The sequence below is a fragment of the Paraburkholderia sp. NPDC080076 genome (genome assembly GCF_050281145.1).
Classification (GTDB): Bacteria; Pseudomonadota; Gammaproteobacteria; order Burkholderiales; family Burkholderiaceae; genus Paraburkholderia.
Map to the genome: position 1 here is coordinate 388,208 of NZ_JBNNWQ010000003.1, position 20,592 is coordinate 408,799.

The 20,592-nt window shown below is 62.3% G+C and carries 20 protein-coding genes; 7 read left to right on the forward strand and 13 right to left on the reverse strand.

Annotated elements, in window-relative coordinates; all coding sequences use genetic code 11:
- The first annotated feature begins 119 nt into the window (after positions 1-119).
- Positions 120-431, forward strand: coding sequence for a hypothetical protein (locus tag ACQKRQ_RS14010; RefSeq protein WP_132374496.1), 312 nt, complete (start codon positions 120-122; stop codon positions 429-431).
- A gap of 36 nt (positions 432-467) precedes the next feature.
- Here ACQKRQ_RS14010 and ACQKRQ_RS14015 read toward each other — a convergent pair whose 3' ends face one another.
- The 3 genes from ACQKRQ_RS14015 to ACQKRQ_RS14025 all read right to left on the reverse strand — a co-directional run bounded on the left by ACQKRQ_RS14015 (position 468) and on the right by ACQKRQ_RS14025 (position 4,406).
- Positions 468-1,160 carry an NnrU family protein gene (locus tag ACQKRQ_RS14015; protein WP_132374497.1) on the reverse strand — a complete coding sequence of 231 codons (693 nt, stop codon included), beginning with the start codon at positions 1,158-1,160 and terminating at the stop codon, positions 468-470.
- Between the two features lie 252 nt (positions 1,161-1,412).
- Positions 1,413-3,674 (reverse strand): catalase/peroxidase HPI, encoded by a 2,262-nt coding sequence (gene katG, locus ACQKRQ_RS14020; RefSeq protein ID WP_427477609.1) that lies wholly within the window; start codon positions 3,672-3,674, stop codon positions 1,413-1,415.
- A gap of 543 nt (positions 3,675-4,217) precedes the next feature.
- Positions 4,218-4,406 (reverse strand): hypothetical protein, encoded by a 189-nt coding sequence (locus ACQKRQ_RS14025; RefSeq protein WP_132374499.1) that lies wholly within the window; start codon positions 4,404-4,406, stop codon positions 4,218-4,220.
- Between the two features lie 266 nt (positions 4,407-4,672).
- Between ACQKRQ_RS14025 and ACQKRQ_RS14030 the strand changes: the two genes are divergently transcribed.
- On the forward strand, positions 4,673-5,002 hold the full coding sequence (locus ACQKRQ_RS14030) for a hypothetical protein (RefSeq protein ID WP_427477610.1): 330 nt from the start codon (positions 4,673-4,675) through the stop codon (positions 5,000-5,002).
- Positions 5,003-5,299: 297 nt separating this feature from the next.
- Here the strand turns inward: ACQKRQ_RS14030 and ACQKRQ_RS14035 are convergent, their stop codons facing one another.
- From ACQKRQ_RS14035 to ACQKRQ_RS14055, 5 genes are all read right to left on the reverse strand, one after another.
- Positions 5,300-6,037, reverse strand: coding sequence for an aspartate/glutamate racemase family protein (locus ACQKRQ_RS14035; RefSeq protein ID WP_408176759.1), 738 nt, complete (start codon positions 6,035-6,037; stop codon positions 5,300-5,302).
- Complete coding sequence (locus ACQKRQ_RS14040; RefSeq protein ID WP_427477612.1) at positions 6,034-7,251, reverse strand: DUF917 family protein; 1,218 nt, start codon at positions 7,249-7,251, stop codon at positions 6,034-6,036. Before ACQKRQ_RS14040 ends, ACQKRQ_RS14035 begins: the two co-directional genes overlap by 4 nt.
- Positions 7,241-9,559: a sigma-54 interaction domain-containing protein gene (locus ACQKRQ_RS14045; RefSeq protein ID WP_408311409.1), complete on the reverse strand. Its 2,319-nt coding sequence runs from the start codon at positions 9,557-9,559 to the stop codon at positions 7,241-7,243. Before ACQKRQ_RS14045 ends, ACQKRQ_RS14040 begins: the two co-directional genes overlap by 11 nt.
- A gap of 388 nt (positions 9,560-9,947) precedes the next feature.
- Complete coding sequence (locus ACQKRQ_RS14050) at positions 9,948-10,643, reverse strand: helix-turn-helix transcriptional regulator (protein WP_279388568.1); 696 nt, start codon at positions 10,641-10,643, stop codon at positions 9,948-9,950.
- 123 nt (positions 10,644-10,766) lie between these two features.
- Positions 10,767-11,735 (reverse strand): ornithine cyclodeaminase family protein, encoded by a 969-nt coding sequence (locus ACQKRQ_RS14055; RefSeq protein ID WP_427477614.1) that lies wholly within the window; start codon positions 11,733-11,735, stop codon positions 10,767-10,769.
- 239 nt (positions 11,736-11,974) lie between these two features.
- Here ACQKRQ_RS14055 and ACQKRQ_RS14060 point away from each other — a divergent pair, with 239 nt between their 5' ends.
- The 3 genes from ACQKRQ_RS14060 (at position 11,975) to ACQKRQ_RS14070 (ending at position 15,282) form a co-directional block, all read left to right on the forward strand.
- Entirely contained in the window at positions 11,975-12,763 is a 789-nt protein-coding gene (locus tag ACQKRQ_RS14060) for an ABC transporter substrate-binding protein (RefSeq protein ID WP_132374506.1), read from the forward strand.
- A gap of 107 nt (positions 12,764-12,870) precedes the next feature.
- Positions 12,871-14,112, forward strand: coding sequence for an NAD(P)/FAD-dependent oxidoreductase (locus ACQKRQ_RS14065; protein WP_427477615.1), 1,242 nt, complete (start codon positions 12,871-12,873; stop codon positions 14,110-14,112).
- A gap of 45 nt (positions 14,113-14,157) precedes the next feature.
- Positions 14,158-15,282: an aminotransferase gene (locus tag ACQKRQ_RS14070; protein ID WP_427477617.1), complete on the forward strand. Its 1,125-nt coding sequence runs from the start codon at positions 14,158-14,160 to the stop codon at positions 15,280-15,282.
- 28 nt (positions 15,283-15,310) lie between these two features.
- Here the strand turns inward: ACQKRQ_RS14070 and ACQKRQ_RS14075 are convergent, their stop codons facing one another.
- Together ACQKRQ_RS14075 and nhaR are read right to left on the reverse strand one after the other, a co-directional pair.
- Positions 15,311-15,712, reverse strand: coding sequence for a hypothetical protein (locus ACQKRQ_RS14075; RefSeq protein WP_427477619.1), 402 nt, complete (start codon positions 15,710-15,712; stop codon positions 15,311-15,313).
- Between the two features lie 64 nt (positions 15,713-15,776).
- Complete coding sequence (gene nhaR, locus ACQKRQ_RS14080) at positions 15,777-16,673, reverse strand: transcriptional activator NhaR (RefSeq protein ID WP_427477621.1); 897 nt, start codon at positions 16,671-16,673, stop codon at positions 15,777-15,779.
- 148 nt (positions 16,674-16,821) lie between these two features.
- On the opposite strand from nhaR, the gene ACQKRQ_RS14085 reads away from it, so the two are divergent.
- Positions 16,822-17,316 (forward strand): CBS domain-containing protein, encoded by a 495-nt coding sequence (locus tag ACQKRQ_RS14085; RefSeq protein WP_427477622.1) that lies wholly within the window; start codon positions 16,822-16,824, stop codon positions 17,314-17,316.
- Positions 17,317-17,397: 81 nt separating this feature from the next.
- A complete protein-coding gene (locus ACQKRQ_RS14090) occupies positions 17,398-18,357 on the forward strand; it encodes a Tim44 domain-containing protein (protein ID WP_427477624.1) in 960 nt (319 codons plus the stop codon).
- A 109-nt stretch (positions 18,358-18,466) separates the two neighbouring features.
- Here the strand turns inward: ACQKRQ_RS14090 and ACQKRQ_RS14095 are convergent, their stop codons facing one another.
- The 3 genes from ACQKRQ_RS14095 to ACQKRQ_RS14105 are packed head-to-tail and all read right to left on the reverse strand — an operon-like array spanning position 18,467 to position 20,335.
- Positions 18,467-18,886, reverse strand: coding sequence for a RidA family protein (locus tag ACQKRQ_RS14095; protein WP_132374512.1), 420 nt, complete (start codon positions 18,884-18,886; stop codon positions 18,467-18,469).
- A 41-nt stretch (positions 18,887-18,927) separates the two neighbouring features.
- On the reverse strand, positions 18,928-19,752 hold the full coding sequence (locus ACQKRQ_RS14100) for an isocitrate lyase/PEP mutase family protein (RefSeq protein ID WP_427477626.1): 825 nt from the start codon (positions 19,750-19,752) through the stop codon (positions 18,928-18,930).
- A gap of 40 nt (positions 19,753-19,792) precedes the next feature.
- On the reverse strand, positions 19,793-20,335 hold the full coding sequence (locus ACQKRQ_RS14105) for a carboxymuconolactone decarboxylase family protein (protein ID WP_427477628.1): 543 nt from the start codon (positions 20,333-20,335) through the stop codon (positions 19,793-19,795).
- Between the last annotated feature and the right edge of the window lie 257 nt (positions 20,336-20,592).

The window sequence follows — 20,592 nt, forward strand, 5'->3', positions numbered from 1 at the left end:
GCGACCGTGGTAAAAATGTCAAATGATGACCCGTCACAATTTTGAAAAGATTCACCGCCCGCTGAGATGTGCGACCATGAATTGACGAATTTTCGATCGACATGATCTACGGGGGCTCCATGGGTAGCCATTCGCTCATTTGGGCAGCGGTGCCGCACAACAGTGACGGCGTCGTCTTTCAGATTCGCATCGTCCACGGACTTCAACGTTTCTATGTCTCGCGCCGCGTGCTCGAAGATGTGTTCGACCTCGAACCACGAGCTTCGGATGCGAAACAACTGCAGCACTTCTATTCGCATCTGACGCGCATCCTGGCCCGAGCCAGCGTGAAGCGGTCGTTCTCCGGTCCCGATACGGTTCCACTTCAGGCCGCCGATTTCATCTCGACGAGCAGAGAGCAGTTCACATCGAGTCGGCATGCAGTGGCATGAAGCGCGGCTTGAGCGACGGCATTGACGAGGCTGCGTCTACAACCAGCGCCAGATGCCCGCCGCCCAGCCGGTGAGCGGGATATGAGCCCAGGTCGCCGCAAGCCAGACGACCAGCCCGCCCAGCAGCGCGTGCATGCCGAACCCGCTCAGCCGCGCGCGGCCGGCGGCGATCGCCGCGAACGGCAGGTAGCTGGTCTTCGCTTCCCATGCGGGCCAGAGATCGGGTTGGAGTTGCTGCTTCTTGCGGTCCTGCAGCGCGGCGCCGACGAGCGCGAGGATCACCATGGCCGCTGCAAGAATGATGTTCTTGGCCACGGGGAACACGGCGATGTGGCACAGCCCCCAAAGCGCGAACGACCACATCATCGGGTGACGCGTGATCGCGAATACGCCGCGGGCCGCGTCGGGAAACGAGCCGGGCCGGCCGCCGGTGGGCAGCGCCGGATTGCGGATCAGGGAACCCATCAGCAGGATCGACGCAATCAGCATGATCACGGTCGCAATCGCCCAGAGCCCGTCGCCTACCGGCCATAGCGGTGCGGAGAGGGGCGCCTTTCCGTAAGCCACGATCAGCCAGCCGAGCGTCAGGAACGCAACCAGCGAATAGACGCCCTGGAACGCGGTTTCGCCAATTGCGCGAACCAACGGTCCGCGCAGTGGATGGGATAAGAGAAAGTGGCTGCCCAGGAAGGCGACTGCCGCTGCCGCAACTGCACTGGTGCTTCCCATTGATCCGGCTCCTCAAGTCGTTGACCGTATCGCCCTCATTGTCGATGACGCGGTGCGCGGGCTCTTGATCTTGAAACAGGATTTCGCCCATCCGCCACTCTCGCACACTCCCACATCGTTTCGCGCAAAAACAAACGGTGCGGCTCCGATACAGCGGGGCTCGCACCGTTGGTTTAACCTGGCAGTTTATCTTTCGCCCGGCGGGGCAACGTTCCGTCAGGGCGGCAACCCTGACGGAACCGCGGCGCCCGCTCAGGCGAGATCGAACCGGTCGAGGTTCATCACCTTGACCCACGCGGCAACGAAGTCGTTGACGAATTTCTCCTTCCCGTCCTCGCTTGCATAGACTTCGGACAGCGCCCGCAACTGCGCGTGCGAACCGAACACCAGATCGACGCGGCTGCCGGTCCACTTCAACTCGCCAGTTTTGCGGTCACGTCCCTCGAACAGGTCCTGGGCCGACGAGGCCGGCTTCCATTCCGTACCCATGTCGAGCAGGTTGCGGAAGAAGTCGTTGGTCAGGGTCTCCGGCTTGCTGGTAAAGGTGGCTTGCGGATTCTGCCCGGTCCCTACCTTCAGGGCGCGCAAGCCGCCGATCAGCACCGTCATTTCCGGCGCGGTCAACGTCAGCAATTGCGCCTTGTCGATGAGTAGAGCCTCAGCCGGAACGCCGACTTTGCCCTTCAGATAGTTGCGGAAACCATCGGCGAATGGTTCGAGCGCGCCGACGGACTCGACGTCAGTCTGCTCCTGCGAGGCGTCCATGCGTCCCGGTGCGAACGGCACCGTCACCTGATGGCCGGCGCTCTTTGCCGCCTGTTCGATGCCGGCGTTACCCGCCAGCACGATCAGATCCGCCAGCGAGATTTTCTTGCCGCCGGACTGCGCGCCGTTGAACTCACTCTGGATGCCTTCGAGGACCTTCAGCACCTTCGCCAGTTGCTCGGGCTGGTTGACGGCCCAGTCTTTCTGCGGCGCGAGGCGAATGCGCGCGCCGTTGGCGCCGCCACGCTTGTCCGAGCCGCGGAAGGTCGACGCCGACGCCCAGGCCGTCGACACCAGTTGCGAGACGGGCAGCCCCGACGCCAGGATCTTCTGCTTGAGCGAGGCAACGTCCTGGTCATTGACGAGCGGGTGGTCGACTGCCGGAATGGGGTCCTGCCAGATCAATTCTTCAGCAGGCACTTCCGGCCCGAGGTAGCGGGCACGCGGTCCCATGTCGCGGTGAGTCAGCTTGAACCATGCACGGGCGAAGGCATCGGCGAGCTGGTCGGGATTGTCCAGAAAGCGTCGCGAAATCTTCTCGTAGACGGGGTCCATGCGCAGCGAGAGGTCGGTGGTGAGCATCGTCGGCCGACGCTTTTTCGACGGATCGTAAGCGTGCGGGATCGTCTCGTCGGCGCCCTTGGCGACCCATTGGTTGGCGCCGGCCGGGCTCTTGGTCAGCTCCCATTCGTACTTGAACAGGTTCTCGAAGAAACCGTTGCCCCATTTCGTCGGCGTGGTGGTCCAGGTGACTTCCAGACCGCTGGTGATGGCGTCGGCGCCCTTGCCGGTGCCGAAGCTGTTCTTCCAGCCGAGCCCCTGGTTCGCGAGATCGGCGGACTCGGGTTCGGGACCAACGTTGTCGGCCGGACCTGCGCCATGCGTCTTGCCGAAGGTGTGGCCGCCGGCGATCAGCGCGACAGTTTCCTCGTCGTTCATGGCCATGCGAGCGAAAGTTTCGCGGATGTCGTGTGCGGCGGCGATTGGGTCCGGATTACCGTCGGGACCTTCCGGGTTGACATAGATCAGGCCCATCTGCACGGCGCCCAGCGGATTTTCCAGCTTGCGTCCGTTGTCGTCGCGGCTGACCTCTTCGCCGTGCTTCTGTTCGTCCGCGACGATCACGCCGCCGTCGTCGTTATCGCCCGCGGCTCCCTTGCCATAACGGACGTCGCCGCCCAGCCACGTCTTTTCGTTGCCCCAGTAGACGTCCAGGTCCGGCTCCCACGTGTCGGGGCGACCACCGCCGAAGCCGAAGGTCTTGAAGCCCATCGTTTCGAGCGCGACGTTGCCGGTGAGGATCAGCAGATCGGCCCAGGAAATTTTCTGGCCGTACTTTTGTTTGATCGGCCAGAGCAGGCGGCGCGCCTTGTCGAGGCTGACGTTGTCCGGCCAGCTGTTGAGCGGCGCGAAACGCTGCTGGCCGCGCCCGGCGCCGCCGCGGCCGTCGCCGATGCGGTACGTGCCGGCACTGTGCCAGGCCATGCGGATGAAGAGCGGACCGTAGTGGCCGAAGTCCGCTGGCCACCAATCCTGCGAATCGGTCATCAGCGCGGCGAGGTCCTTTTTCACCGCCGCCAGATCGAGGCTCTTGAAAGCCTCTGCATAATTGAAGCCGCCGTCCAGCGGGTCCGACCTGCTGGAGTGCTGGCTTAGCAGGTCCAGCCGCAGCTGCTTCGGCCACCAGTCACGGTTCGTCGTGCCGCCGCCGGCAGTATGGTTGAACGGGCACTTTGCTTCGGTTGACATGCGCTATCTCCTTGAGAGGACGTACCCACTATTTGTTCTGTTACGGTGTCTGTCTTCGGTGGCGCATTGCACGATCCCGCGCCGAGGGGGCTGCCGGAACATTACCTGGTGGGCTCTTGTGGGGGTACTGGGTGTACCACTGCGATAACCCGACGCACATGCTCTCCATCCGATACGGATATCGTGGCATGCATTGGACGAGCATAGCTCGCGTCGGCAGGCCTGCTGCTGCAACTCAAAATATAGGTGAGAGTCACCATCAATAGAATGAGATTAAGGCAATGCCGTCGATAGTACACGCCTATGAAATGCCGCGGGTTTTCGGTGTCATAGGCGGCAATGGCCGGCGCCATTGCCAAGGCGGCCGAAGGCGGCGACGTTGCGGCAAATTGACGAAACCAGTGACGGCGTTCGGGCGAACACCGGCGGAAAAAGGGGATGCGACCGGCTGGACCCAGCCGATTCATTTGACTGAAAGCGTTGTGTTTGCTCGTTGCCGGGCGGTCCGCCAAATAAGGCCAACCGGCTACCGAAGCGTGTCGCCTAACCGTTCAGTTCGGCAACGAGCCGGGACAGACGGGCAATGCGATAGCCGAACAGAGGCGCGTGTGGACAATTTTTCAGATGCTCGACGCGGTCGCGCCAATAGGTGGGCGGAAAGGGCTCTCGCGACGCGCAGGCGATTACGCGTTCCAGATGAACGAGTTCGCTTTCGAAAATGTGATGATGCATTGTTTGAAACCCCGTAAATGGCCAGTGTGGTCGACTCGCGAGGTCTTAACAATCTGACGCCGCGTAGGGTTGCCAGTAGCAGATTCTGTTCCACGCCTGGAGCCGCGTTTTCACCGCGGTCGGCGCGGACTGATTAGAAAGAACGAGCCGCCGCTGCTTGTCCCCGGAAGGGAGGGCAACGACGGCCGAACCCCGTAGCAGCTCGCCTGGTGCATAGCCAGACGGTTTCCGCCATTTCGCAGTCGCGCATCGCAACGAACTTCTCTATGGAAGCATTCGGTCGCGATGCGCTGACACACGACAGTCACAACTACAACAACTGCACAGCCCTCTCTCGGTCTGTTGCCAACGACTCGACATCGTTGGACTCGATCGGCACGTCAACTATTGTTCGGATCACTAACCGAATGGCCTCGCTGAATAGCGGCGGCCCGGGTGCCGGCGGCGCCAGCGATTCGGCAGCAATCTGCACGTCGCCGGACGTCGGTGTGTCGAACGCTTTGCAGCGCGTGATCTTGTTGGTCTCTCAGGTTCCCCGGCTTGTCGGACGGATTTGCTGCGTGTTCCGGAAACCGCCTGTGCAAGGTGTTTTTTAAGGCGGCATCTTGTCTCAATATTTAAGCAATGACTGTGCCAGGCATCGAAACTGCATCGGAGCGGGCGTGCCGGAAAATTTCACGCGCGAAACTGGTCAGTCTCGTCCATGCATACCCAGAAGATTGGACGATTTCGTCCAATTGACGGTATCCGGCAGGGCGAGAGGGCGCTTTCGTCCACATGGGAACGAAAGGCGATTGCGAGGCAGGGGAAAAACGCGGAACTGGAAGGCGAGAGCATCCGGCGCGGCAAGCGCGCCGCGCCGGACGAGCACGGAGAGAAGTGAAGTGTCCCGCTTACGACTGGAGACTGACCTTGCTGTAAGTCAACCGGCTCGGGCGTACCTTCATCCGCACCAGCGAGACAAGGAAGCTGAAGCCGGCCTGATTCGGATCGATCACCGGCACATACGCGCCGAGCGCCTCGCCGAGCAGCGTGGAGACGCGGCTCGCGACGTCGACGAAACCCGTGCAGCCGAGCAGAATGGCTTGCGCGCCGTCGTCCTTGATGGCCTTCAGCGCCGCCTCGAAGGTGCGAACGACCACCACGTCGACGTTATCGAGCTGCGCGACCGGGCAATCGATCGCGCGGATCGACGCGAACGTGTCCTGGATGCCATAGGTCTGCGGATGACCGCGTTGCATCGCCAGCGTGCTTTGCAGGATCGTGATGATCGAGAACCGCTGGCTGAGCATCAAAGCCGCGAAGGCCGAAGCGGGAAAACCGCCGATGATCGGAATGTCGATGACTTCGCGCGCGGCCTCGACGCCGCACATATCGAAGTCGGTCAGCCAGATGCCGTCGAAACCGTCGTTGGCAATGGACTGCGCGAGTTCGACCACCGGCATGCCGTTCTGCAGCCAGTTCGTGCGGCTCTCGATATCAGGATGCCCCTCGGTGATATTGCGAATTTCGACCTGCACGTCCGGCGGCACGACCGGCGCGATGGCTTTCATGATGCGGTCGTTGTAGGCCGATGTGGCGACGGGCACGAGCACGCAGATGCGCAGAGGTGAGTTCGAAGGCGAGGTCATGATGCGTCTGCCTTGCGCGCGGACTGCAGCGACTCAAGCGGCACATACGGCCCGAGATAGCCGAGCGAGTTCAGCAACTGCATGAAGCTGTCGAGAATCAGGCCGGGCTTGCGCAATTCGGCTTCGGCACGCCAGGCGATCAGCGTCACGGGGCGTTTGCCGATCACCGGGTTCAACGAACCGTCATCCTTGAGCAGGTCGCCGTTGCTGAAGATCGCCTGACCTTCGCCGCCGACGAAATACGCGACGCTGTCCGGCGCCAGCACGATCGGCTGCGGACATGCGCTGTCCCACGCGAGCAGCGACTCGTTCTGGTACATCACCGTATAGGTGCGCTGTCCGGCCTGAATATGAACCTTGCCGACGTCGAAACCGCCGTTCGTATCGACTTCGGCGCAGACCAACTCGCCGGGCTCCGAGATGGCCCGCGCGGCGATCCCGCAATGTTCGGCGAGATAGCCGATCATCTGCTGGGCGCTGCCGATCCGCCCGGCCTGCACCGCGCGCCCGAGCTCCAGTGCGCGCGTCAAGGTGCCATGAATCGGCGTCGCGCGACGGATGTCGGCCGGCTTCATCACCCACATCGCGAGGCCGCCGAACTGGCCGAACTCGGGATCGGCGACGACCGGACGCATCATCTGCTCGACGATCGCCGACACATCGCGTTGATGGGTCGGACCGCCCTGGTTGCTGGCGCGCGGCGTCACGTCGAGTTCGACGCACAGGCCGCCCTGGCTCACGAGGAACGCCGGGCGCGGATCGATCTCGGCGGCCGCGAAGGTGAGCATCGGCAGCGAGGGCACGGCGCGGCCGGCGCCGTCGGCGTCGATCACCGCGAGGCCGAGTTTCGCCGCCACGAGCGCCGCCACCGTGAAGCCCAGCGCGCCGCTTTCCGGCGGCATCACGTAGGCGAGCTTCGTCGCTTGCGAGGCGAGCCGGGCCTGGACGTTCTGCACGGCGGTCACGGGTCCGATCGGATAGATGGCGGAATTAATCGCTTCAGGCGCGCCGAGATAGGCGACCATGACGGCCGCGCCTTCGGTAGCCTCGTCGACCGACACCACCTTGACCGTGTCGGACGGGTAATAGTCGCCGGTGACGAAATGCTCGGCCAGATGCCGCGCGGATTCGATCGTGCCGCCGCCGCCGCTTCCGAAGAACGCTGCTCCCAATAGCAGCGGTTCCAGATCTTCCCGGCGTAATTCATATGCCATTTGCGATTCCTTTACTGTCGAGGTTGAAAGAAGCGTCCTGCTGAAGTTCGGCAAGCAAATTCGCGGCACTGGTGACGCGCGTGGTCGGATCCGTCGTCAGCGAGCGCAGACCGCGCTCGAGTGTGTCGATGGCTTCTGCGCCGCGGCCGATGGAGCGCAGCAGATCGGCGAGGTAGCGCGCGGCGTCCACGCGCGCCGGCACCGAACCGAAGGCGAGCGCGGTGGACAGCGCGGTGCGCAGACCGAGTTCGGCGGCGTTCACATCGCCGAGGGCCCACTGCGCGCGCGCCCGGGTGACCAGCAGTTCGCCAAGGTAGACACGTTCCTGACGGGCGAGGGTCTCGTCGATCGCGGTGGCGAGAATCGCCTCGCAGGCCTTCGCGCGGCCGGCGCGCAGCAGCAGTTCGCCGTGCTGCCACGTCTTGAAGGAATAGAACAGCGCGCCGCCATTGCAAACGACGTGGTTGTCGTAGCCGTCGAGCATCACGGTTTCCGCTTCGTCGGAATGGCCGAGCGCGCTGAGGTGGCAGGCGCGGAGCACCTGGCCGACGCCGCGATAGAACGCGAAGCCGTTCGCGATCGACACCGATTCGAGTTCGCTCGCGAGACTGCCGAGCCGGTCGACGTCATCGAACAGGCAGGCGAGCCAGGCGGCGCCCTGCAGATTGACGGCGTGAGCGAGCGCGTGCGCGCCCGGTTCGGACGCGCGCAGGATCAACATCTCCATGGCACGCCGCGCCTGCCCGAATGCGCCGATCTGATAGGCGGCCAGCCCTTCGAAAGTCAACGCGAGGCTGGCCAGATCGATCCCTTGCGAGCCGGTACGGGTGTCGTTGCGCCCCACGCTGAGCAGGTTGCCGCGCGCGAGACAGGCCAGCGCTTCCTCGCTGTCGCCAAGCCAGAAAAGCGTGTTGGTCATCGCGACGTGAGCTTCGTCGAGTGAGACCCGGTCGCCGCCATTCTGTGCGCGCTCCAGCATGTTCTGCGCGGTCGCGCGCGCCTGCTTGAGCTGAAGCGTCGTCAACTGCGTGGTCCAGATGCCGAACTGGATCGCGGCGATTTCGGCGGGCTCGCAAACGCCTTCGCCGATCGTCAGCGCGGCGGCGTAGCAGGCGGTGGCCTCCGCATACAGCCAGCCGTGCACGCTGCGCAAGCTCATGCCGAGCAGCCGGTACGCGTCGAACTGCAGACGGCGCACCGCCTCCTGTTCGTGGGGCGTCTGCAACAAGTCGAGGCAGCGGCGCAACAGCGGAATGGCTTCGGCGAACTTCGACTCCTCGATCAGCGCGCTCGCATGTTCGAGACACTTGCGCGCTTCCCGGTGATGTTCCTCGCGTGACTTCAGACGCCGCTCGATGGTCTTGCGGCCCACGCCGAGCATGGTTGCGGCCGCACTCTTGTTGCCGCTGGTCCGCTCGAGCGCGCGGTCGATCAACAGGTCCTCGGCGGCCGCGAGCTTGTCGCGGCCTTCGAGTTGCAGCAGCATGTCGGCGAGGCTCGCGCGCGACACCGGTCCGCTGGTTTCGTTGGCGAGAAACGGTTCGAGCGAGTCGACATCGATGAGCGTGTTCTCGGCGAGCACGCTCAACTGGCTGATCAGATTGCGCAATTGCCGGATATGCCCCGGCCACGAATGCTGGCAAAGCCGCCGGATGGCAGCCGGCGAGAACTCGAGACGGCGCGCGTGCTGTGATGCGAAATGGGTGACCAGCGCCGGGATGTCCTCGATGCGCTGCTCGAGTCCAGGCACTGCCAGCACGAAAACCGCGAGCCGATAGAACAGGTCCTCGCGGAATAACCCTTCACGCGCGAGTTCACGCAGGTCGCGGTGGGTCGCGGCGACGACGCGCCCGGCGAAATGCAGACTGGTGGACGAACCGATCGGACGGAAGGTGCGCGTTTCAAGCACGCGCAACAGCTTGGGTTGCAACGCCAGCGGCAGTTCGCCGATTTCGTCGAGCAGCAGCGTACCCTTGCCGACCTGCTGGAAAAGTCCCTGGCGGTTTTCGCCCGCGCCGGTGAACGCGCCTTTGACATGCCCGAATAGTTCGGCTTCGACGAGGTTTTCTGGAATCGCGCCGCAGTTGACGTCGACGAACGGTTGGTCCTGGCGCTGGCTGTGGGCATGCACGCGGCGAGCCACCAGTTCCTTACCCGAACCGGTCGGGCCGAAGATGAGCAAAGGATGTTCGGTCGGGGCGACCCGATCGATCATGCGGACCAGTTGGCGAAATGCCGGGGCGCCGCCCACGAAGGCGCCCGAATCTGCCTTGTCGTGGGCGAACGGAACGACAGGGGTGTAACTCATTGCAATGCACGCTCCACTTGAACCGCGCGTGGCGCTACGCGGAAATTGCCGTCGAAAGGACGGGACGGACGGTCATGCATCGAGCGCGTTTCCGGCGAAATCTTCCGGTTACGTTGTCGGGACCGTCCGCCGCAAGAAGAGACAGAGTATGACGGCTTGTTGCCGATCTTGTCCTTGTCGAAATTAATCCTGGCCGGAGGTTGATGAAAGCTTGCGGCGCTGCCGCCGATTCGGCGACAGGCATGGTATAGGGCGTGTAAGGGCAAGGCACGAATGGGTATTGGCCGCGACGGCGAAAGCGCGCCTGGCCGATTGACGATGCGTTACCCTGATAACGGCGTTTCAGCGATGATTCTTTAATGGAAGTCGGACTTCCTATCAAGCCCTATCAGGCTGCCGCGCCTCGCAGATCCCTGATATGTTGATAGACCGTGGCACGCCCCATCCCGAGTACGTTCGCCACATAATTCGCCGCGCTTTTCCCTTTGAATGCGCCCTCGGCCCACAGCGCTTCGACCAGTTCGCGGCGGTGGTCGCGAGTCAGGGAGTTCAATGCCAACTGGCGCTCCTGAAGCCATGTGTGGAGAAACGTGTTGATGCGCTCCTGCCAGTCGTCCTTGAACAGTTCCTCGGGCTGTTTCACCACGCCGGCGCCGGAGATCACGCGGTCGATGACATGCTTCACGTCTTCGAATACCGCAATGTTGTAGTTCACGCACATCACGCCGATCGCGGCCTCGGCGTCGTCGAAGAGCACCGTGCTGACGCAGCGCATGCGCCTGCCATCCCAGTTGATCTTTTCATACGGGCCGATGGTGCCGGACTCGGCTGAATGGTCCATTTCTTCCAGCGCCGACTCGTCGCCCAGTTCGCGCTTGGACAGGTTGTTGGCTATGTAGGCCACGGTCTGGCTTTGCAAGTCATGGATGACAATTTCGACGTACGGGAAGAACAGCAGCGCGATGCCGTCGGCGACCCGGCTGTATCGATCCAGAAGAAGCCGGCGCGCGGCTGTGGTCTTGGTCTTGCGCATAGGGATGGGTGAAGTTCCAGTTTTCGGAAAGTCCGCAGCGTGTTGCGTCATGGCGCTGCAAGTCCGTGTGTTATCCGCCATTTTGCCATGAGCGGGATCGCGGTCCAGTTGCTCTCCCGGCGCTCGTCGCGCCGTGCTCGACCTGCTCATCGCACGCCCTGTGTCACCGCAATGTCACGCATCCCGCTGCGTCAAATACCTGAAGAGTTCGAACGCGATGGCCACGTCTTCCAGTCCAAGTCCGATCGAGCGGAAAAGCGCGTGTTTGTGATAGGACGGCTTTTGCGCGACGCCCGATACGAGTTCGGGCAAATCAGCCACGACGTTGTCGGCGGACCACCCGTGTCGCTGCGCGGCCAACTTCATTTCGCCCGCGCTGGCCGGCGTGGTTTGCCGGTAGTCGCAATAGACGTCCATGGTGGGAATCCATGAGGGTGGAATTTCGTGCGCGTTCACGGCGTTGGTGCTGATCGACGTAATGAGCGCCGGCTTGCCGAGCATGCCTTCGTGCAGCACGGGCGTACCCGATGAGGTGCACAAGGCCACCACATCGGTTTCGCGCACGCAATCTTCAATCGTGTTGGAAATGACGACGCGCTCGTCGAGGGCCGCGACCGCCGCGCGCTTCGCCGCGTTGTCCTTGAGATCGGGCGAGAACACCTGAATCGAGCGCCACGGACGCACCGACGCCAGCTGGCGCAGATGCGCCTGGCCCACCGCGCCCGAGCCGATGATCGCGAGTTTTCCCGCATCGGGCGCGGCGAGGTGCTCGACGGCAAGCGCCGTTGCACCGGCGGTGCGCTCGATCGTGAGCAAGCCGGCATCGCACCACATCAACGGCTGTCCCGTTTCCATCGACATCAGCGCGGTCCACGCGGTAATGACCGGCTTCGTTGGCGTGACGATGTACGGCGACAGTTTCGCGCCGAATACCTTGGCGCTCGCCATCACGCCGAGGTACGTAATGAAGTCTCCCGCGCCGCCTGGAAACAGAGTCAGCGTTTGGGGCGGCTGCACCGCGGCGTCCTTGCCGAGCGAGCGAAACATCTGCGTCAACGCATCGCGCACGTCGAGATGAGGTAGGGCTTCGCGAACGGTTTCCTGATCGACGATCAACGGAACGGCTTTTTCTATCTTGCTCATTGGATTGCTCTCCACAACGTTGCCGGCCTCCGGCGTGGAAGCAATTCTAAAGTCAAAAAGTCCAGTCTGGACTTTTATTTTGAAAATTGCTTGCTTTTACCGGAGTCCAGAATAGACTGTTGATCCAGAGAGAGTGTGAGGCCGGCTTCGCGCAGCGCCCCATGCGCCGTCTCGAGGCTTTGCAGTCAGCCGTTGTCCGTGCCGTCAATTCGCGATGCCCAACTACCCAGGGAGCCACCATGCTTCAGAAGCTGTCACTTTCAATTTTCGTCGCTGCTGCGTTGCTCGGTTCGGTCGGCACCGTCAGCGCGGAGACTCAAAACACCTTGCGCTTCGGCATCGAGGCAGCGTATCCGCCGTTCGAAAGCAAATCGCCGACGGGGCAACTGGAGGGCTTCGACGTCGACGTCGGCAACGCTGTTTGCGCCAAGATGGGCGTGAAATGCGAGTGGGTGGAGAATGCATTCGACGGGCTGATTCCCGCGTTGCAGGCCCGCAAGTTCGATGTGATCAATTCGGCGATGAACATCACCGCAAAGCGCAAGCAGACGATCGATTTCACGCGGCCGATCTATGTCGTGCCGATCGTGATGGTGGCCAAGCGCGGTTCGGGCTTGATGCCTGACGTGAAGAGTTTGCAGGGCAAACGCGTGGGCGTGCTGCAGGCGTCGTCGCAGGAAGATTTCCTGAAACGCCACTGGGCGAATGCCGGCGTCTCGATCGTCTCATACGCCGACCAGGATCAGGTGTACACCGACCTCGTGGCGGGGCGGCTCGATGCGGCCGTTCAGGAAGCGCAGACTGTTCAGGACGGTTTCCTGAACAAGCCCGCAGGCCATGACTATGCGATTGCCGGCCAACCGCTCAGCGATCCGGCGACGCTCGGCGAAGGGACCGGTTTCGGTTTGCGCAAGGGCGACAAGGCGCTGGCCGGGAAGATCGATGCCGCGCTCGACGCGCTGAAAAAAGACGGCACGCTCAGCGCGCTTTCGCAGAAGTACTTCAAACGCGACATCATTGCGAAGTAAGGCGTTGTCGAACCGGTGCGAACCGGTGCGAACGGATTCGCGCCGGACCCGCGTGCGAGTTGTCGCATACGCGCTTCCGGTCCCGTCAGTGAGAGCAGAGCGAGCGTATGGATTTCGATGTAATCGTGCTGGGCGCCGGGATCGTCGGCGTGTCGTCCGCGCTGCACTTGCAGGATCGCGGCCAACGGGTGGCGCTGGTCGATCGGCGCGGTCCGGGTGAAGAAACCAGTTTCGGCAACGCCGGCCTGATCGAAAGTTCGTCGGTCGTACCGTACGCTTTTCCGCGCAATCTCGGCACACTGCTGCGCTATGCGCGCAATCGCTCGACCGATCTTTACTGGGACTATCGTGCGCTGCCGTCTTTTGCCGGCTGGCTCGCCCGTTTCTGGTGGGAGTCGTCCCCCGAGCGGCTGATGGCCGCGGCGCACGACATGCTGCCGCTGATCCGGCAAAGCGTTGCGGAGCACGATGCGCTGATCGAGCGTGCCGGCCTCGAGCAACTATCGAGTGACAAAGGCTGGATCGAGGCGTTTCGCACGCCGGCGGAATTCTCGCGGCAGGCGGCCGCCGCCGAAGTAACGGCAAGTACCTATGGACTGCATGTAGCGGCGCTCGATGCCGCGGCGTTGGCCGCGCGCGAACCCGGCGTCGCGACGGGATTCTGCGGAGCGTTGCATTGGCAGGATCCGAAAAGCATCGTCAACCCCGGCGCGTTGACGAAGGGCTACGCACGTCTGTTCGAGCAGGGCGGCGGCGCGCTGTTGATCGGCGAAGCAACGACGTTGAAGCCGGAAGGCGGCGCGTGGACCGTTGAAACCTCATCGGGCAGGATCAGCGCGCGGGACGTCGTCGTGGCGCTGGGCCCGTGGTCGGATCAGGTGTTCGCGCCGCTCGGATATTGTATTCCACTGCGGGCGAAACGCGGCTATCACATGCACTACCAACCCACGAAGCCGATCCTCTCGATGCCGCTCGTCGACTCGCAGCAGGGTTACGTGGTGGCGCCGATGGAAGGGCGCCTTCGGCTGACCACGGGCGTCGAAATAGCCCGGCGCGATGCTAAGCCGACAGGGATCCAACTGGAGCGCGCCGAGCGCACTGCCAGACCGACATTCGGTCTCGGTGCACGGCTCGACGAGCGTCCGTGGCTCGGCTTGCGTCCGTGCACGCCCGACATGCGGCCGGTCATTGGGCCTGCGGCTCGCCATAAAGGGCTCTGGTTTGCGTTCGGCCACAACCACCACGGATTGACGCTCGGCCCGGTGACAGGCCGTTTGCTGGCGGAGATGATGACCGGCGCTCAGCCATTTATCGATGCGCGTCCATTCCGTCCCGAGCGGTTCGGCTAGCTGTTCATCAACGGATCGCCTGATTGAATAACAAAGGAGAGTGACATGAAGATCAAGGACTTCGGCGTCGAGCGGTGGATGGATCTGTACGAAACCAGGTGTACGTACAACCTGGCGGAAACCTGCGTGGAATCGCTGACCGTCGATCAGTTGCTGACGCTCGCCAACAAACAGGACAGCATTCTCGACGAGCTACGCGCGCTCAAGCTCACATACGGTGCAATCGAAGGTTCGACCCGGCTGCGGGAAGCGATCTCGGCAATGTACGCGCGCCAGTCGCCGGAGAATCTGATCGTCACGCACGGCGCTATCGGCGGCAACGCGCTGGTGTATGAAACCCTGGTCGAGCCTGGCGACACGGTGATTTCCGTTCTGCCGACCTACCAGCAGCACTATTCGATCCCCGAGAGCTACGGCGCCGACGTGCGAATCCTGAAGCTGCGCGAGGAGAACCGGTTTCTTCCCGATCTCGCCGAACTGCGCAGTCTCGTCAACGATAAAACCCGACTCATCGCGATCAATAACCCGAACAATCCGACCGGCTCGCTGATGGACGAGGCGTTTCTCGCCGGGATCAGCGAGATTGCGCGTTCGTGCGGTGCGTATGTGCTTTGCGACGAGGTATATCGCGGCACCGATCAGGAGGGCAGTGGCTATACCGCTTCGATTGCGGACGTGTACGAGCGCGGCATCAGCACCGGCAGCATGTCCAAAACATACTCGCTCGCGGGACTTCGGCTCGGCTGGATCGCCGGTCCGAAGGATCTGATCCGCGCCGTCGCGATTCATCGCGACTACAACACGATCAGCGTCGGCATGATCGACGATCATTTCGCCTCCATCGCGCTGGAGAACCGCAAGGCGATTCTAGCCCGCAATCACGACATCGTGCGGACCAACCTGGCGATCGTGGACGCGTGGATTGCCAAAGAACCGGCTATGTCTTATATCAAGCCGAAGTCGGGAACCACAGCATTGTTGAAATACGACCTGCCGATGTCGTCGCTTGAATTCTGCGTGGAGCTGATCGAACAGACCGGCGTGATGCTGACGCCGGGCAGTGCGCTCGACATGGAAGGTTACGTGCGCCTTGGATACGCCAACAATCGCAACATACTCGAAACAGGACTCGCCAAAGTTTCAGAATTTCTCGCGAAGCATCGAGCCTGACTCATTGTCGATCGGGACGTGAGGGCATTCACTCCTCGCACTTCACGTCCTGTCTTCGCACGACGATGATCACCGGATAGGTCCCGTGTTCGAGTTCCACGCGTGCGACGACGGACATCGTCTCATTGTCGACATCGTCGTACACGCTGACCTTTTCATTCCGCAGGCTCGTGAGGCCGGTACAACCGGACGCGCGGCCCTCGTCGGAAACCTTGCATTGAATCGGGTTGTCCGCAAGGAAGCGATATCGGTCCCAGTTGGGGGTCGCCAGGTATTCACGAAAACTCTGCGCCGATCCGCCGATGCCGGTGACATACCCAATCGCGCACTGCAGCTTGGGTGTGTCGCTGCTTCCGGCTGTCTGGGCTGTCGCGGCCGTGCTTGCGGCCGCGATGAGCGCCGCGAATGTCGATGCAAGAAGGTATTTCATGGCGCGAATCACGATGGTCGGACGAAGTGCTGGATTGTAATGGCATCTTCGCAAGCATGCTCCGCTAGACATTGAACAGCTCGCTACGCGCCGCGTCCAGAATCATTGCGACGGCCGGATGGCTGATGCGGCGCTCGATCGAGATCGCAAAGAATTCTTCGACGATGGAATTGATCTGGCCGACCGTCGTCAGCTTGTGTTCGGCCTGTAGCTGGCTTTCCAGCACGGTGGGCGCGAACAGCAAGCCGCGGCCTTCACGGGCGAACGCCATGGTCATGGCCCCGTCGTCGAACTCGCCGACGATGCGCGGCGAAATGGCATGGGACGCCAGCCAATGATCCAGCTTGCGACGCACCGCCGATTCCGTACCAGGCAGCAACACCGGCAACTGACCGAGCGACAACGGGAAGCGCTTTCTGCCGCTCTGGATCAGCGCTTCCGCGCCGAAGCAACTGAGCGTCGAGCGGCCGAGCCGGTGATTGAACGCCTTGATGTTGACGTCTGCGGGAAGGGGGGCGTCCGCGATGATCAGGTCGAGGCGGTGCAGGGCCAGTTGCGCGAGCAGCGCATGCAGCTTGCCCTCGTGGCAGATCATGCGCAGCGACACGGACGCGCTCAGCGCGGGTTCCAGCAGCCGGTACGCGATCGCCTTCGGCACCGAATCCGCGATTCCGACGCGAAACCGCGTTTGCGGGCCCGCTTCGTTCTCGCGCCGCACGGCGCTTTCGAGCTCAGAGCCTAGCGAGAATATTTCGTCGGCGTAATCGAGCGCCAGGCGGCCCGCGTCGGTCAGTTCGAGGGTGCGACCGCTTTTCCTGAACAGCTTTTTATCCAGCGCCTCTTCGAGCAGCTTGATCTGCCCGCTGAGCGTTTGCGGCGAGATGTGCAACTGCTCGCCCGCCCGAACGATGCCGCCCGCGTGCGCCGCGACCCAGAAGTAATGCAGATGCTTGAAGTTCACGATCTCTCCGTCGATTACGCAATGCTACGGTTTTCTCGAAGTGTCAGCATTGAAAATACGCATTTTACGTTATCTCGCGTTCAGGTAGATTGAGGTCTCGCCCATGAGTTCATGCGGGGCGGCTAACGGTACCTGACGGAGGTGGCAGATGGCATCGGTTGCGCAATTCCTGCGTTCAAAGGCATCCCAGACAGTATGGTCGACCCAGGCATCCGCCGCGGTTTACGACGCGATCGCGATCATGGCTTACCGGCAGGTGGGCGCGCTCATCGTCGTCCATGAAGGACGCGTGGCCGGCATCGTCACGGAGCGCGATTACGCGCGAAAAATCGTGCTGATGGACCGCTCGTCAAGGAATACGCCGGTGCGCGACATCATGTCGACGGCCGTGCGCTATGTCAGCCCGGAGCAGACCACCGAGGAATGCATGGCGCTCATGACGGAGTTCCGGATCCGTTATCTGCCTGTGATTACCGCGGGGCAGGTGGTCGGCATGGTGTCAATCGGCGACCTGATCAAGAATCAGATTGCCGAGCAGGAAGACACGATCCGGCAGTTGGAGCACTACATTCACGGCAACAGTCTTCAGGTTGCCCAACATGGCTTTCAGGCGCAATCACCAGCAAGTTTGACCACTCAATAATATTACTGTTCGTAATGTTTTCCGCGCGATGAAGAAAGGCGCGCGAAGCGGGCAGTCCCCTGACTCACCAAAGAGGTTTTTATGTACACGCATATCATCAATCAACTTCGACGGGTTGCCGGCTCGGTGACGCGCGGGACGGCGGCGCTCGGACTGGCGGGGCTCCTTGCTCTCGGCGCCGTGGCTTCGAACGATGCCGAAGCGAAGCGCGTGGGCGGGAGCCAAAGCATCGGGCGTCAGTCGCAAACGGCGTCGCCGTCCGGGCAAACACAACGGAGCCAGCAAGCTCAACCGGCGCAGGCCGCACAGACGCCGGCCGCCGCCGCGGGCAACCGCTGGATGGGTCCGCTCGCGGGGCTCGCCGCCGGGCTTGGCATTGCAGCGCTGTTGTCGTCGTTTGGTCTTGGCGAGGGGCTCGCGCAAATGCTGTCGAATGCGCTGCTGATCGGAGCGGTGATTCTCGCGGGCGTGCTGCTGTTCCGCTTTATCGCCAACCGGCGCCGTCCGGATCTTGCTTATGGACACGGTGCCGCGAACCGGCAGCAAACGGGCGGTTCAACATTCCTGAACCAGATGGGGCAATCGCGGCCTGAAGCGACTTTTCGGGGCTGGCCGCGCGCAGCGATGGGTTCGACCGGAGCCGCGAACGGCATGAAGACGCCTGAGTTGTCACTCGGGCCAGATCAGGCGGCATTTCTCGTCTCGGCGAAGGCGATGTTCATGCGTCTCCAGGGTGCGTGGGACAGGAACGAGCAGGGGGATCTGTTCGAGTTGACCACGCCCGAGATGTTCGCGCGGCTCAAGCAGGATCTGGAAGCGCGGGGTCGCGAGCCGAGCCATACGGACGTGCCGCAACTCGATGCCGAGGTACTGGGCACCGAAAGCAATGCGGATGAAACGCTCGTCAGCGTTCGCTTTTACGGTCAGATCCGGGAAGACGATGCACAGACCGCGCAGCCGTTCCAGGAAATCTGGAACCTGGTCAAACAGACGCAGGGTGACCAGGCGTGGCGGCTGGCCGGTATCCAGCAGATCGACTGATAGACCGCCGGATAGCGGCACGGTTAAGGCCGGCGCGAAGCAGCGCCGGCCTTCGGCCGCTCATGCATTTGATGTCAAAGAGCGGCAACGAGTCGCCCAGCGACCGTCATCATCCGGACACCGAGGTGCGGCTGTTGTCGATCGCCGCGACGCAATCGATCTCGATGTCGAAGTGTCCTGGCCACGCCGGCACATTGATGAAAATCCTCGCCGGCGGGTTCGGTCCGAAGAAACGCGCATAGATCGCGTTGACGGCCGGAAACGCTTCAACCGATGTGCAATACACGTTGCACTTGAGCACCTGATCGAGCGATGAACCCGCCGTCTCGACGCACAATTTCAGTTGTTCCAATACCCGTTCCGTCTGTAGCTCGATCGGTGCGTCCATTACTTCGCCGGTGCTCGGATCGAACGGCGGAAACCCGGACACGTAGATCGTGTCGCCATGGCGGGTGACAGCGGAAGTCGGCGCTTTCCAGCGCTCGAGCCAGCTCGAAAGCGGTTCGACACGAATGATTTCACGGCTCATGGTTCGCTCCATGTAGAAGGGGTTATTCGATGAAGAAGACGCTACGCCACATCCTGGAACATATTGTTCAACCACGCGCCCGACGGCTCCTTCGGCAAGCGATCGAAGCGGCCGTCCGCAAGCGACTGAACGCTAGTCACCAGCCCGCCCCATGCCGCGCGTGCGAGGGCGCCGCCCACGCTCACGCGCCGCACGCCGAGCCTCGCCAGTTCGTTGAGCGTAAACGCGGAGGGTCCGCCGATCAACAGATTGACGGGCTTCGGGCTGACCGCGGCGAGCACCGCTTCGATCTGCTCGCGCGTCTGGATGCCCGGCGCGTACAGACAGTCGGCGCCGGCTTGCGCATAGGCTCGTAAGCGCGCAACTACGTCTTCGAGATCGGGCACACCGACAAAGAAATTCTCAGCACGGCCGACGAGCAGCGTGTCACCGCCTGTATCGTCGATCGCGCGTCTTGCCGCGGCGAGACGTTTGACGGCGACATCGAGCGGAAACAGCGGCGAAGTCGGATCACCCGTCGAGTCTTCGATCGACAGCCCCGCGATGCCGGTATCGACCGCCATCCGGACGCTATGCGCCACCTCGGTGGGATCGTCACCGAAGCCGTTCTCGAAGTCGGCGTTGACCGGCAGATCTGTAGCACCGACCATCTCGCGAAGGTGCGCGAGGATCGCATCGCGTGACACGCCGTTGTCCGGCCGGCCAGTCGACCACGCGAAGCCGGAGCTGGTCGTGGCAATCGCCTTGAAGCCGGCCGACGCCAGATAACGCGCGCTGCCCACGTCCCACGGATTCGGCAACACGAAGCATCCGTCTTTGTGCAACGCGCGAAACGCCGAGCGTTTTTCAGCAGTATGGCGAGACATGATCGATCTCCTTGTTTGAGGACGTGGCAGCGCGCAGTCGTTACACGACTTCGGTTTCGACGACCGGAAAATCGACCTCGGTATCGAAGGCGTTGTTGACGAAATTCGTCAGCATGAATTGCGCGGCGAGCGCGATGATTTCGACGATGTTCGCTTCGCTGAAGCCGGCTTCGCGCACGGCGTGCAGATCGTCTTCTGTGACTTTGCCGCGGGTTTCCATCAGCGCCTTCGCGAAGGCGACGGCCGCGGCGGTTTTGGGCGTATGCGATTTGCCGAGCCGGTTCAGGCGAATCTCTTCGTCGTCGATGTGCGCCATGTTGCTCGCGACGTAGCTATGCGCAGACAGACAGTACTGGCAGCCGTTGACCTGGGACACGGCGAGCGCGATGCCGTCACGCAGTTTCGCGTCGAGCGTCTTTGCAAGCGCGCCTTGCAGGGCGGCCCAACCGTTCAGTGCGTTTGGGCTAAGGGCCATGATGCGAAAGAGGTTGGGCGTCATCTTCAGTTGCTTCGTCATTGCATCGATGACCGGCTGCGAAGCGGCCGGGATAGCGTCGTTGGCAGGGAGGGCGATGCGGGTCATGGTCGTGCTCCTGTTTCGGATGATCGGGAGAAGGGTGCGTCTGCATCGAAATATCGGCGTGCGTTCTCGGCTGCATTGATGAAATTCTAGGCGTGCAGGTCGAACAAAAAATCCTGAGAACAGACGCAAAAGTCCGTGGATGCACTTGAAGGCGCGATCTCTTTAAAAACGAAACCGGCGCGTTGCCTCGGCGTTGACATGCCGGTGCAACGCGCCGGCCAGGGCGCAAGAACGTGCGAGTCAGGAATGCAGGGTCC